We start from the raw sequence: 13,111 nt of genomic DNA, 5'->3' as shown, positions 1-13,111 counted from the left end.
TCTTTTCTTTTTTGCCCAGTCTTTTGCACCCAATATTCCACAATGTGGAATATTACGTGTTTCAGTCCTCGAGAACTATTTTACACATACTCCGGTGTGCAAAAACTATATATTTTGATAGTGCTTACGTCATGTGTGTTATAAGTGAAAACAAAACCTTCTCAATATGCAAGCTAATGTTGTTTTTCCTTATTTAGAAAGATAGATGGATTTTCTTCTGCATCTGTACGTTTTATAAGTGCTTCTTTTAAGTTTGGGAATCTTCCTAAATAGATCTTTTGTCCCCCTATGGTTGCATAGGCGTCCCATGTGTTTGTAGGTTTGTGAAAATACACCCCTCTAATAGCAGTGGCAATGGGGGTATTTGGATCTTTTTTTCTTGTTCGTTTTTGATCTTTGTGGTGATTGGACAGTGATTTTTTTGGTCCCCTTTTTAAACAACCACAGGATTTGGTGTTGCCATTCTTCAAGCTCTCTCCTCGCACATCAACACGGTTTCCACATTGACATTCACAACGCCAGTATACGCGACCGTTGCGTCTTTCCGCTCGTTCCAACACAGTAAGCTTGCCGTATGCCCCTCCCCGTAGGTCCTTTATTCGATTACAGCCACATGATTTGCTATTTCCAGCCATAAGTCCTTTCTGGGCGACTTCTCGTTCGTTACCACATGCGCATTTACATAACCAATATCGATCTTGTTTACGTTCAAGGGCTTCTTTTAGAACAGTCCACTTCCCAAATTGTTTACCTGTCAAGTTGACTAATTGTTTTTCGTTTAGTCTCTCTTGAAGAAGACACCCACAAGACTTGGTTGTTCCTCCTCTGAGAGATGTTTGTAAGACTTCCTTTTTTTTTCCGCATATACATGTACAAATCCATACACGGGCATTCTCTCTCTGAGGTGCTTCTGTCAATACTGTGAGTCTACCAAATTGTTGTCCAGTTAGATCGATCTTTTTTCGTATCATATTACTCACCTGTCGTAATACCTCTCACTTGTTTTTGATGAACACATTGTACCATGCTGTTGTTAACGCTGTCAAAAATTGAGAAGATGTGCATAGCTAGTTCGTTTCAGCAGATTTTTTGTCATAAAGAATAATATTATATAAAATAATAAATAAAAAATTTACTTTGTGGCAGGAAAATGTTCTTTTATAGCGAAATTAATTAGTGGCGTAGTAAGTGCCAAAGAACTAATCCATATTTAGAATCTTAAAAATGGATGGGGGGATGTGGTGAAGCGTTTCATTTGGTGGCAAATTTCGTAATATTGCTTTACCTAGAATTAACAGAAAGGTGGCGGAAGAATGAAAAAGAAATTGTTAGCTGCAATCTTAGGTGTAGGTGTTGCTTTCGGTACGATGATTGGTTCTTCAGCAATGGCAGGTCCTCCTGCTGGACAAGAAGGGAAAGTATTGGCGGTGGAAGTTAGTGAGCGCGAGGTGGAGCCCGGTGCGATCCCAACAGTCATTGCGGCGCCGCTTGTTGTCAAAGCAGCAAAAGTTGCCGGAGGGGCGTTTGTAGCTGGTGTGACGGGCGCTGCAGGCGTGGACGCTTACAACTGGGCTAAAGGGAAATTGGCTGGAGAGCAACAGCCGGTTATTAATGCCCAAGCTGATTATGAGCAGGTGAAAGTGGCGTTTGATCAGTAAGAAAGTTTGGGGAAGCAGTCGCAAACTTGTAAATTTAACAGTGGAAAAGGGGACTGGTTGATCATGAAAAAGAAGCTACTTGCTTCAGTGCTAGGCGTGGGGGTTGTTTTTGGATCAATGATTGGTTCTTCGGCAATGGCAGGTCCTCCGGCGGGGCAACAAGGTGAGGTCATCACCGTAGAGGTGAGTGAGCATGAGGTAGAGCCAGGAGCTGTGCCGACATTGCTTGCAGCCCCAGTTGTTGTAAACGCAGCAAAAGTTGCTGGCGCCGCATTTGTGGCTGGTGTTACAGCAGCAGCAGGTGCTGATGCATATAACTGGGCTAAAGGAAAGCTGTTCGGTATTACACCAGGAATTGAAGGTGTCGAAGCAGATTATGAGCAAGTGAAAGTGGCGTTTGATCAGTAAAAGTCGTAGGGAGGGCCTTTTTGGCCTCCCTTGATTGATCATTGAAAGGGGAATGATCTATGGTAAAAAAGGTGATCACACTTGGAATGTTACTAGTATTTTTCTTTCATTTTGCGAACACAATTTTGTTTAATAGCCCATTAAATCCAGTGAAAGCAAAGTATAGTCAACATGTCTTTCAATATATGGACCCGTTGTTTATGCAAAATTGGCGTCTGTTTGCACCAAATCCGGCGACGAATAACAATGATTTTTATGTGCGGGCCAAGCTAAAAGATGGTGATGAGGTGCAGGTGACAGACTGGATTGATTTAACCTCACACATGATTGAACGTAATCAAGCCAACCGTTTCACCCCGTATAATCGGATTGTGCGTATCCAGCGTGGGGCTGTCACAATGATGGGTGAAGATGATGATTTGCTTGTAACACTACACCGCAAATCTGACCAAAATGAAGAAGCAAAACAAACATTAAATGATCTTGAAAATGAAGAGAGGATGACGGAGCGTCAAGCGTTCGCGGACAAATTACTGACACGCTACGCCCAAGCTTATTTAAGGAGCTTATACCCGGAAAAAGAGCTCGTTGAAACGCAAATTATGTTACTTGATACAAAGGCCGTTCCTTTTTCTAAAAAGGATGATGTTCACTTCGAGCGTGAGCAGAAGGCTTATGAATTCACATGGCAACCAGCTCAAAAGGTCACCCCGATGTTTTAATTTAACCGTGTGAGGAGTTGATGAATGTGTTTAATCGTATTGCACAATGGAATCAAACGCAACATATGTTAATGGGGGCAAGCTTGCTTCGGATTGCTTACGGGACGATTTTACTGTACATGTATTTGATGCACTATGCACAACGCGCTTTCCTTTGGGGCCCGCATGGGATTTACACATTAGAGGACTCGCGAGTGGATGCGTGGTTTAACACAAGTTTTTCTTTATACCATTTGCATGCGTCACCCTTATATTTTGAAATCATTTTTCATGCCGGGATTCTTGTGACGTTGTGGTTTATCATTGGGTATAAAGGACGCATAGCTAGTATTGTTCATTTCATTTTTGCGTGGTCTTTATTCGCGAGAAATAGCGTCATTTTAGACGGTGGCGATAACATTATGAGTTTGCTGCTTGTCTATCTTTTGTTTGCGAATATGACAGCTTATTTTTCGGTCGACAGTTATTTAAAGCAACGCCGAGGTGAGCCAATGCAAATTACAGTGCCTCCTGGTTTTGCGCATATGCGTATGCGCAACTTGTTTCATAACTTAGCTATTTTAGCGTGTATGTTGCAAGTGTGTATCATGTATTTCACATCGGGTTTGCACAAAGTCATGGGAGAGCTGTGGCAAAACGGGACAGCGATTTACTATATTTTGCAAGTGAATGAATATACCCATCCATTTTTCCAGCAACTCATCTCTTCTTCGGAGTTGCTCATTGTTGCCGCGACATACGCGACCATCGTTGTGCAAATCGCTTATCCTTTTTTGCTCGTCAACCATCGGACGCGGTATGTCGTGATGGCAGGTGTGGTTGGTATGCACGTAGGGATTGCAGTGGTCATGGGTTTATTTACTTTCTCTTTTGTCATGATCGCAAACCAGTTGTTATTTTTGCGTGACCGTGAGTACAACGCAATCTCTCAATTTACAAAACGTTGTGTAGAAAGGATCAAGCAGCGATGGCAGCGCAAAAATGAGCAAGTGTCTGATCCGGTACGAGAAGGGGTCGTATCTGCCAAAATCAGTGTTTTCTATGATGGTTGGTGTCCGGTTTGTCGCAAAAGTATGACAAGGTTACAGAAGTGGGACCGCAGCAACCAACTAGTTTTCCTTTCTTTCCGGGAAAAAGAAGTATTGACACGCTATCAGCTCGATTTTGAGCGCGCCGAAAAGCGAATGATTACGCGGGAAGAACGTAGTGGACGTATGTATGAAGGGATTGAAAGTGTATGGCTCATTGCGCGGAAACTGCCTGTTCTTTGGCTGTTTGTGCCAGTCCTATGGATCGCGATGGTGCTCGGGTTTGGTCAGCGAATCTATGATTTTCTTGCGGAACGGCGCGCGATTATTCCAGTTGGCAGTTGTGAAGAAGAAGCATGCGAATGGCAGGAATCAGAGCGCCACATACCGTAATATAACGAAACAAGAGGCTCATACTTGTAGGTAGCTGCAATGTGTGAGTCTTTTCATGCGAGTGAATCAACTCAAGAGATGAGGGAGCCGATTGAAAACATTTACATATAAATTTGTCTTTCAAAACCGTCGCAGTCATGAGATGAAATTGTGGTTGTCTGACTTGCCTATTCACCCCCATCAGACGACGAATGTTTGCCTAGAAAATAGAAAAGCGGACGAAATCGTGCCGGTCGACATCGCTGGCAATCGTCTTTCTTACTACGCGTTGGCACCAGGAGAAACAATTGAAAAGGTATATGAAATCACGGTCAAAACACGTGACGAAGGACATGATATCCCGACCTTGTCGACGGAAGAACGCAATTATTATTTGCGGTCATCTACTTTTATACAAATTAATGAAGAGATTTGTCAGTTGGCGAAAGAAGTCTGTGCAGAACTCATCGCAGATGAAGAAAAAGCGCGGGCGTTATTCGACTATGTGCGATTAAGTTTTCACTATAAGCACCCACCAAAAGAGCGGGGCAATTTGGCATTCTTACGGTTGAAGCAAGGCGATTGTGGGGAATTCTCCTTTTTGTATGCCTCGCTTTGTCGTGCTGTAAACATTCCGTGCCGGGTTGTGTTTGGCGCGTGGGCAGTTGGGAAGGGCCTTCACGCTCATGCATGGAATGAAGTTTACTTGGAAGAGAGTGGATGGGTGCCGGTCGATTTGAGCATGGCAAACTTAAGTAAGCGTGAGTGGTGGAACAAGTTCCTCTCTCCGTGGCCTTTTTTGAAACCAAAAGCGTATTTCGGTCGTATAGAAGGACAGCGGATTATTTTTTCAATTGAGACAGAACATGATCCGATGGTGCGTTATCCGGATAGTGAAGAGTGTAACAGCGTCACTTTCCCAGTTAATAATTGTCCTCTTTCTTGGGGGCGGGGGTTGCTTAATGGGAAAATTCCTTATTTACAACCGGTGTATTTTTATGAGGAAGAGCCTCTGAAGATGCCACTTGGAAAAGATTATGTTGGTTCATGGACAATTTATGAGCAAGGAAAACAAAAAGGCTTACAATTTGTAAAAAATGTTGCAAGAAAGTGTTTTCTTATTGCGGCAGTGTTGGTCGCGATCACGTACATACTTTCGTGGATCACGCCGTTGCAAACATATACGTCGCTGCCCTTTTTCGTTTGTTTGCTTGCTGCGAGTGTGTTTTCGGTGGCAGCAATTATGCGGCGCGAGAACCGCGTTCTCTATGTAGTCGTTTTAAGCATTTGTTTGCTTTTTCTACTGTTGCCTGTATTATAGCGAGTCATTATGAAGTTGGATAAAGGAGGGAGAAAAACATGCAATATAAAGTTGAGATAATCCAACCAAAATTGAGTGGCAAGAAATTGGCGATCAATATGGAAGATCTATTAAATGAACATGCGCAAAATGGGTGGACGCTTCATTCGCTTGTGCCACAAGTGTCTACCTTTGGTGGGGTAGATCATTATATTTGTGTTTTGCAAAAAGGGTGAGATGTCGTGTTATATTAACGGAAATAAGACGAGCAGTAAAATATTAAACAACAAGTGAGAAATGATTGGCGGCCAAATAGACTTCGTATGTATGAAGAGCCAACCCCAGCCAATTCCACACACAAATGCAGCGGTGGAAAGTAATACATTTCCCGAAGCGAGGTGGGCGATGGCGTACAACGCGGCAGCAATCACCACTTTTGAAGCAACCGACCATTGGTGAGGGAATTTGTTGATCACATAACCACGCCAAAACAATTCCTCCGCCGGGATAATGAGGATAAATAACAAGGAAAAATGCCAATTCTCTGTTGGACGGACGGTTGAATAAAGCCGCTCTAATGCGTCTAGTAGCGGAATGCCTGTTGTAATGATGAGCAATTTTCCAATCGCAAAGCAGATGTATAGCAGGATAGCCGTGAGACTTGCGACTGTCACATGTATCAACGTTGGTCGCCTGCGCATAGGAATATGACTAGAGCTGAGCGCAATCGTTGCAAGCAGTGTGAGTGTGAGGGGCAGTAAAAGCCAAAAGTCAAGTGGCTGCCAAACGAAGCTAATGGATAACATTGTTGTGGCGAGGATGAATATGGAGATGAATGTAAATGACATTTGTTTCCCCCCTTTTTCTAATGTCTGGTCTTATTTACTATACGAAAAAGTGGTGTAAGAAGGCAATAGGTTGGTGGAAATGAAGCAACAAGGTAAAGGAGGAGATCCTGGTGCCGAAACATTATGAGATACTAGAGAAAACAAAGGTGCCAATGACAAATTTTGAAAAGGTTGGTTATACCGTTGCGGCCCTGATACTTGTTGTCATGTGGATAGGGTTAATTGTTTGGCTGCCGTATTTACCAGAAGAAGTCCCTCGTCACGTGTCATTTACAGGGGAAGTTTCTTACGATTCAAAGAAGATGCTATTGTTTCTCCCTAGTATCGCATCATTGATGTTTATTATTATAGCGCCAATGCGGTTCGCGGTCACAATGATGAATTTTCCGGTCCGGGTGACAGAAGAGAATGCAGCGGTGCTTATTCATTATAACCGTCATTTAATGGTACATACGCTGTTATCAGTGATCACTTTATGTGTAATGATTATACTGGCGAGTATCGCTGTTGGCTATGGTTGGGGGGCATCCCTCCTTCTTCTCAGCACTTGTCCATTCTTTGTCTGGATCATCGGAGTGTTAATCTATTATTATAAGAGAATGAAACAGGTAGGTTAAGGAGAGAGAAACGAATGTCTTATCAACAAAGAGTAGCAGCAAAAGAAGCAGCAACGCAATTCGTGTCACAACATTTCCCTCATTGTTACGGCGCTATCCTTGCTGGTAGTGCTGTAACCGGACAAGCGACAGCGACATCTGATCTGGACATGGTCCTCTTTGAAGAAGATGCGCAGTCATCTTATAGAGAATCACTTGTGGCTTACGGCTGGCCGGTAGAAGTATTCGTGCATAACTTACATTCATATAAGGAGTATTTTGCGTCTGATGTTAAGCGAGCAATGCCGTCATTGCCGATGATGATCGCACACGGACTTGTGTTAAAAGGGGCAAGCGAATTAGCGCCGATTCGTGCGGAAGCACAAAATATACTGACCGGTGGTCCGGCGGCGTGGTCAGTAGAAGAGGTGCGAGCAAAACGTTATTTTATCACCGATGTGTTAGATGACTTTATTGGTTGTCATAACAAAGGTGAAGCGATATGTAGCGCGCAACTGTTATTTACGCGGTTGGCAGAGTTTGTATTAAGGACAAACCGCTGTTGGATTGGCGACGGAAAATGGTTGCTGCGCGCGCTTCGTAAGTATGACGAGCCATTTGCACATGACTTCGAAGCTGCGTTTGAGCATTTTTATAGTACGGGTGAAAAAGAAGCAGTCATTGCTTTGGCAGAGCGCGTATTGGCTCCGTATGGTGGGCGATTATTTGTGGGATTTTCGATTGGGAAGTGATGAAAAGGAGGGGGAGAATTTGAGCGATCAATGGTTGACGTGGATCAAGCAAATACAGGCGTTAGCACAATCTGGCTTGCATTTTTCAAAGGACGCTTATGATTGTGAACGTTACGAGACATTACGCGCGTTAAGCTATGAGATGATGGCAGCATATGCACATACAGAAATTGGACACATAAAGAATTTGTTCGCAAATGAAGTAGGGTATCAAACGCCTAAAGTTGATGTTCGCGCCGTTGTCTTTCAAGAAGATAAACTATTGATGGTGAGAGAGACGCATGATGGGTGTTGGGCATTGCCGGGCGGTTTTTGTGACGTTGGCTTATCGGTAGCAGAGAACGCCGTTAAAGAAGTGGGAGAAGAATCAGGTTACGAGACAGCGCCAGGAAAGTTACTCGCATTGCTAGATATGAACAAACATCATCATCCACCCCAACCATTCCATTATTATAAAATCTTCATTCAATGTCATCTCATAGGCGGAAAAGCAGTCAAAGGCATAGAAACGAGCGATATTGGCTTTTTCACCGAGGACCAACTACCGCCGCTTTCATATAGAAGAAATACGACGGCGCAACTCGCAATGTTATTCGAATTTTTACGTGATCGACATAAAGAAGTGATCGTCGACTAATCAATATGTAAAATGATTGACGGAGTAAAAATGGTAGATTAAACTTGTATGTAGTAGGATAGCGGGTAAACTCAAGGTGTCCTAAACCTCCCTGCAGAGGGAGGTGTTGCGTCATGATGGAGGAATTAAGGTCGTGGGTTGAGGTCTGCCTCAAGGTTGCGAAATTCGTTCTCGAAGTCATGAAGTCGAAGAAAGACGACAATACCCACCGTTGAGTTTGACAGGCTCCGACCGGTGGGTATTTCCAACACTTGCAGGGCGGTCGCTCTGACCGCGTCCTACGACCGCTGGTTCATCACCGGCGGTCATTCTCATTTTATGCATTGCTTGACTTCATTATACATACTGTGTATTTATCATGTCAAGGTTCACTTTTAAGTGGCATCAGGATGTCTATGAGGTTCTCATAAAATAGAATATCTATCCAATAGTATGCGGTTGCGAGAAAAACGCGCGCGCTTTTGATAGAATGGCGCTATACACATTAAAATAAAGGAAATCATACAGGTGATCCCATGAGAACATTATTAATTGACAACTATGATTCTTATACATATAACATTTATCAACTAGTTGCTGAAGTGAGCGGAACGGAGCCGGTTGTTGTCAAAAATGACGCGTGCACCTTTGAAGAACTAGCGGCACATACGTTTGATCAAATCATCATTTCCCCAGGGCCGGGGCGACCAGAGCGAGCAGTCGACATGGGTTTGTCAAAAGAGGTAATCGAAAAAGCGCGTGTACCGGTTTTAGGTATTTGTCTCGGGCATCAAGGGATTGCCTACCACTTTGGCGCAAATATTGTTCACGCACCGGAAGTGATGCACGGGCGTTTGTCGCCCATTTATCACAATGACGATCCGCTTTTTCGGGGGATTCCTCAAGGGGCAGAAGTTGTTCGTTACCATTCGCTTGTTGTGGAGCAAGAGACGATCCCTAAAGATTTAGAGGTCATCGCGTGGACAAAAGCGCACACGGTGATGGGGTTGCGTCACAAAACGCTGCCGCTATGGGCAGTACAATACCACCCAGAGTCGATTTGTACAGACAGTGGTAAACGTCTGCTCACTAACTTTTGTAATTTAACCCGGTCTTTTCACAGAAATAAAGTGGCGGCAAAGTGTCAGGTGACCAAAGTGGACCGGTCGCCACCACTCATCCAACCGTCATCGACGTTCCAAGTTACGGTGAAAGAAATGTCTTTTCACCGTTCTGAGGCCGTTTTCCAAACATTGTTCGCGAAAAGCAAGCACGCTTTTTGGCTTGATAGTAGTAAAATAGATGACGCGGCGCGTTATTCCTTTATGGGTGATGATGCGGGGCCTAATAGCCATGTTGTCACATATGATACGTCGACCGGTATATTAAAGCTCGTTTTTAAAGATAGAGAGGAAACGCGTCAAGAAAGTATTTTCTCTTATTTAAAAAGGCAACTGCAGATGTTGAAAAGTCATGATGAGTGGCCGTTCCCTTTCCATTGCGGATACGTCGGCTATTTTGGCTACGAACTAAAAAGCGAATGTAACAACGTCACCAATATTCATCAGGCCGATACACCAGATGCCGCATTTTTGTTTGCGGATCGCATGCTCGTTTTTGATCATGTTGACGAAAAAATGTATGCCGTTTGTTTTTCTGGAAAAGAGGATAGGACATTACGAGAAGCGTGGTTCTCAGAGATTGAGAATCATCTTCAAAACTTGAAAGAACCGCGTACACAAACGAAAAAGGGAGAGCCTTTGTCGACCACCTGTAACAAAAGTTATCAGCAGTATTGTGCTGATATCGAGAAGGTCCAAGCCTACTTAAAAGACGGGGAGACATATGAGTTGAATTACACAACGAGACTACGGACGAATCTTGACGTTGCGTCACTTGATTTGTATCAGCATTTACGGAGAGTTAACCCGGCTCCGTATGCGGCATATATGTCTTTTAATCGTTTGTCCGTGTTATGCTCTTCACCAGAGAAATTCATCACGATTGATCGGCGTGGGCACGTTTGTACGAAGCCAATTAAAGGGACGATGCGGCGTGGCTCGTCACCTGAAGAAGATGAACAATTGAAAAAAGCGCTGGAAACGAGTGAAAAAGACCGGGCTGAGAATTTAATGATCGTCGACTTGTTGCGAAATGATCTAGGGAAGGTATGTCAAGTCGGTCAAGTACGCGTCCCGCAACTGATGGAAGTTGAAAGTTACCAAACGGTTCACCAACTCGTATCAACTGTTACCGGGATATTGAGAGACGGCGTAACCGCAATAGATTGTATTCAAGCGACATTCCCGGGCGGATCCATGACCGGTGCGCCAAAGGTGCGGACAATGTCATTAATTGATGCATTAGAAGGAGAGTCAAGAGGAATTTATTCAGGTGCAATCGGTTATTTCAGCTTAGACGGGACAGCCGATTTCAACATCGTGATTCGGACGATTGTGCTTGAAGAAGGTCGTGCCACGATCGGCGTTGGAGGTGCGGTGACTGTCCAGTCTACCGCAGCAGGAGAGTACGAAGAAATGTGGCTAAAGGCGTCGGCGCTCGTGCAAGCAATGGAAGAAGTGTCTTGTAAGTGAAGAGACAACAAGAAGGCTGTTAATGGAAGACTTGTTGTAGCCATGTTTGTACACATAAAAAGGTCAGCCAAGTCGCGGCGCCGATCAGGATTGCAAGCCAGATTGGTGCCCCTTGCTTCATCGTGATATAAACGGCAAACAACAACGCAGCTGTTGCAGGCAAACCAATCAAGACCCCTAGTGTAAATTGATTGAGGTGCGCACGCGTCTCTGACTGGATTGTTAGCCAAAATAAGCTAAGTAAACTGACAAGGGGAAAGGCAGCAATGAACCCACCGTAAGTTGGGGAACGGCGGCTAATCTCGGTAATGACGGCAATGATGACGGCCGAGACAATGATTTTCAGGAAGAAAAACATCGTTTCGCCTCTTCACTCAGTCGCTTTAATGCATGCGCAGCCATATCTCGTTCTTCCGTACTTAAATGGGCTAAAACGATTGCGAGTTTTGTTTCGTCTAAATGTGTATGTCGCAATAATGCCTCTTCTCCTCGTGCAGTTAAAGAAAGAAGTACCGTTCTTTCATCATGAGTTGCGCGAATTTTTGCGACGTAGTCCTTTTTTACAAGCCGTTTAATGTGTTCTGATGCTGTATTATGAGAGATCTCTAAAAACGAAGCGACATCACGCACGTTTACAGCAGGTGTCTTACTAATATGTTGCATGAGTCGAATCATTTGGTGGGTAAGTTTCTCTTCTCCGTGGTGGTAATGTAGATAATAATAAATGTCTGTCCAATAATCATTAAGTGTCATGTTGATGATACTCCTTTTATGTCGCTCGGTAAGAATATATCTTATTATACGATATAATGTCTTTTATATCAAGAAAGAGGTGTGAAAAATGAAGGCGATGATTGTCGTTACGTTATTTTATTTGTTCATTGCAATAGGATTAGAAGTAAATGGTGTCCATATAATTGGGGAAAACTCCTTATTTGTTGTTGGTGTCAGTCTTGCGTATTTATGGGCGATTGTAGGCGTGGTATATGGATCTATCTATCTCAGAAAAAAGCGTGCTACATCTCGTGAAACCTTCTCGACAGAGGTTGCGGCCACAGCAGAGTCTTCTCAATCAAACAAGATGGAATATATGTTGTATGCAATCGGACTCTTTTTCTTCGGTGGGTGGTTTCTTGCATCCTTTTTAGGAGTAGAAGCATTTGTTGCCTATGAATCATGGGAAAAGCTTATGAAATGGCGGTATTATGTGCCTCTTTTTGCGCTTGGTTATTATGTGGTGATTGTGGGTTTTTATCGGATTATAAGGAAACTATTTCACAAATAGGGAGAAGAAAAATGACCCAGAAGCAAACACGGGCAGAGAGCAAGGCGTATGGAATTTATAAAGTTTATGTAACAATTTCCTGCACGTGTTGTCATGCACGAGGGGGGTATGTTACTGTAAAAGTGGATGAACACTCATTCATAAAGGACAGGGGTGAGAATATGAGGATTGCTGTGACTTATAATGTGAAAGAGTTGCCAGTGGGTTATCGGATGCTTGTGCTGAGCAGCATTAAAGAAGCTTTGAAATTAGGCGATAAAGCTTATTTTGAGCGGTTGTATGCGAGTAAGGAACGTCAAGCAAAACCTTTTTCCTTTGCAACATTTTTAAAAGAGTTTTCTTATGAGGGTGAAAAAATATCGTTATCAGAAATGACAGTTACAGTCAGTTCGCCTGATATGGAATTTTTGGTCCATTTTTTTAATGGCTTGCAACAAATGAAGTGCTACAAGATGAGAACAACGGAGTGGCATATGCGGGAGATGAAGTGGTTGAAAGAAGTTGACATCCAGCGGGAGACAGCATATTTTCGAACAATGGCACCGTTATTAGTTGAGGACCGGTTTGGGCGCCCAATTCACCCGGGAGACACAGCATATATAGAAGAATTATGTTATTACGCAATCACAAGAATTGAAGCGTTAGCGGGACGCAAGCCGTATCGCAGCATTTCAATTACACCGGGAAGGCTGAAGAAAAGGGTGATAAAAGAAAGCAACACAACATTTCGGGCACAAAGGTCAAATAAACATCTCATGTTCACTGCTTATCATGGCACATATAAAATCTCTGGTCATCCTAAGGACTTACAATTATTGTACCAAGGAGGACTAGGTCGTCGGGTTTCTCAAGGGTTTGGATTGCTAGAATATGTCGGAGAGAAAGGTGCTTGATTGAAGGTGTTGGTTTAATCCGTTTTTTATTCCATCATC

Annotated in this window: 16 protein-coding genes; 12 read left to right on the top strand and 4 right to left on the bottom strand. The window is 43.5% G+C overall.

What is annotated here, in order from left to right:
• Positions 1 to 173 precede the first annotated feature (173 nt).
• Positions 174 to 470 (bottom strand): hypothetical protein, encoded by a 297-nt coding sequence (locus NSQ26_RS07195; protein ID WP_499717673.1) that lies wholly within the window; start codon positions 468 to 470, stop codon positions 174 to 176.
• An 843-nt stretch (positions 471 to 1,313) separates the two neighbouring features.
• On the opposite strand from NSQ26_RS07195, the gene NSQ26_RS07190 reads away from it, so the two are divergent.
• The 6 genes from NSQ26_RS07190 (at position 1,314) to NSQ26_RS07165 (ending at position 5,724) form a co-directional block, all read left to right on the top strand.
• Entirely contained in the window at positions 1,314 to 1,658 is a 345-nt protein-coding gene (locus NSQ26_RS07190) for a hypothetical protein (protein ID WP_499717672.1), read from the top strand.
• Between the two features lie 63 nt (positions 1,659 to 1,721).
• Positions 1,722 to 2,066 carry a hypothetical protein gene (locus NSQ26_RS07185; RefSeq protein WP_090775471.1) on the top strand — a complete coding sequence of 115 codons (345 nt, stop codon included), beginning with the start codon at positions 1,722 to 1,724 and terminating at the stop codon, positions 2,064 to 2,066.
• A gap of 59 nt (positions 2,067 to 2,125) precedes the next feature.
• Positions 2,126 to 2,788 (top strand): DUF5819 family protein, encoded by a 663-nt coding sequence (locus NSQ26_RS07180; protein WP_090775472.1) that lies wholly within the window; start codon positions 2,126 to 2,128, stop codon positions 2,786 to 2,788.
• Positions 2,789 to 2,814: 26 nt separating this feature from the next.
• Positions 2,815 to 4,209 carry a DCC1-like thiol-disulfide oxidoreductase family protein gene (locus tag NSQ26_RS07175; RefSeq protein ID WP_499717671.1) on the top strand — a complete coding sequence of 465 codons (1,395 nt, stop codon included), beginning with the start codon at positions 2,815 to 2,817 and terminating at the stop codon, positions 4,207 to 4,209.
• Positions 4,210 to 4,300: 91 nt separating this feature from the next.
• The gene (locus NSQ26_RS07170; protein WP_499717670.1) at positions 4,301 to 5,509 is read left to right on the top strand and encodes a transglutaminase-like domain-containing protein; all 1,209 of its coding nucleotides are present in this window, start codon (positions 4,301 to 4,303) and stop codon (positions 5,507 to 5,509) included.
• A 38-nt stretch (positions 5,510 to 5,547) separates the two neighbouring features.
• Entirely contained in the window at positions 5,548 to 5,724 is a 177-nt protein-coding gene (locus NSQ26_RS07165; RefSeq protein WP_090775475.1) for a DUF4177 domain-containing protein, read from the top strand.
• A 9-nt stretch (positions 5,725 to 5,733) separates the two neighbouring features.
• On the opposite strand, the gene NSQ26_RS07160 is transcribed toward NSQ26_RS07165, so the two are convergent.
• Positions 5,734 to 6,336 (bottom strand): CPBP family intramembrane glutamic endopeptidase, encoded by a 603-nt coding sequence (locus NSQ26_RS07160; RefSeq protein WP_499717669.1) that lies wholly within the window; start codon positions 6,334 to 6,336, stop codon positions 5,734 to 5,736.
• Between the two features lie 110 nt (positions 6,337 to 6,446).
• Here NSQ26_RS07160 and NSQ26_RS07155 point away from each other — a divergent pair, with 110 nt between their 5' ends.
• The 4 genes from NSQ26_RS07155 to pabB all read left to right on the top strand — a co-directional run bounded on the left by NSQ26_RS07155 (position 6,447) and on the right by pabB (position 10,894).
• Positions 6,447 to 6,953, top strand: coding sequence for an SdpI family protein (locus NSQ26_RS07155; RefSeq protein ID WP_499717668.1), 507 nt, complete (start codon positions 6,447 to 6,449; stop codon positions 6,951 to 6,953).
• A 14-nt stretch (positions 6,954 to 6,967) separates the two neighbouring features.
• Complete coding sequence (locus tag NSQ26_RS07150; RefSeq protein WP_499717667.1) at positions 6,968 to 7,684, top strand: nucleotidyltransferase domain-containing protein; 717 nt, start codon at positions 6,968 to 6,970, stop codon at positions 7,682 to 7,684.
• A gap of 19 nt (positions 7,685 to 7,703) precedes the next feature.
• Positions 7,704 to 8,321 (top strand): NUDIX hydrolase, encoded by a 618-nt coding sequence (locus NSQ26_RS07145; protein ID WP_499717666.1) that lies wholly within the window; start codon positions 7,704 to 7,706, stop codon positions 8,319 to 8,321.
• A 515-nt stretch (positions 8,322 to 8,836) separates the two neighbouring features.
• Positions 8,837 to 10,894 (top strand): aminodeoxychorismate synthase, encoded by a 2,058-nt coding sequence (pabB, locus tag NSQ26_RS07140; RefSeq protein WP_499717665.1) that lies wholly within the window; start codon positions 8,837 to 8,839, stop codon positions 10,892 to 10,894.
• A 19-nt stretch (positions 10,895 to 10,913) separates the two neighbouring features.
• On the opposite strand, the gene NSQ26_RS07135 is transcribed toward pabB, so the two are convergent.
• Both NSQ26_RS07135 and NSQ26_RS07130 read right to left on the bottom strand, forming a co-directional pair.
• Positions 10,914 to 11,252 (bottom strand): DUF3147 family protein, encoded by a 339-nt coding sequence (locus NSQ26_RS07135; protein ID WP_499717664.1) that lies wholly within the window; start codon positions 11,250 to 11,252, stop codon positions 10,914 to 10,916.
• Positions 11,237 to 11,647, bottom strand: a complete 411-nt coding sequence (locus NSQ26_RS07130; RefSeq protein WP_499717663.1) for a MarR family winged helix-turn-helix transcriptional regulator — start codon at positions 11,645 to 11,647, stop codon at positions 11,237 to 11,239. The genes NSQ26_RS07135 and NSQ26_RS07130 overlap by 16 nt, the downstream gene beginning before the upstream one ends.
• Positions 11,648 to 11,735: 88 nt before the next feature.
• Here NSQ26_RS07130 and NSQ26_RS07125 point away from each other — a divergent pair, with 88 nt between their 5' ends.
• Both NSQ26_RS07125 and cas6 read left to right on the top strand, forming a co-directional pair.
• Positions 11,736 to 12,179 carry a hypothetical protein gene (locus tag NSQ26_RS07125; protein ID WP_499717662.1) on the top strand — a complete coding sequence of 148 codons (444 nt, stop codon included), beginning with the start codon at positions 11,736 to 11,738 and terminating at the stop codon, positions 12,177 to 12,179.
• A 161-nt stretch (positions 12,180 to 12,340) separates the two neighbouring features.
• Positions 12,341 to 13,072, top strand: a complete 732-nt coding sequence (gene cas6 / locus NSQ26_RS07120) for a CRISPR-associated endoribonuclease Cas6 (RefSeq protein WP_499717661.1) — start codon at positions 12,341 to 12,343, stop codon at positions 13,070 to 13,072.
• The last annotated feature ends 39 nt before the right edge of the window (positions 13,073 to 13,111 follow it).

Origin of the sequence: Bacillus sp. FSL W7-1360 (genome assembly GCF_038592975.1) — a bacterium.
Lineage (GTDB): Bacteria > Bacillota > Bacilli > Bacillales > Bacillaceae_D > Shouchella > Shouchella lonarensis.
The sequence above is the reverse complement of the archived record's forward strand: the minus strand, read 5'-3'. Positions and strand labels throughout refer to the sequence as shown.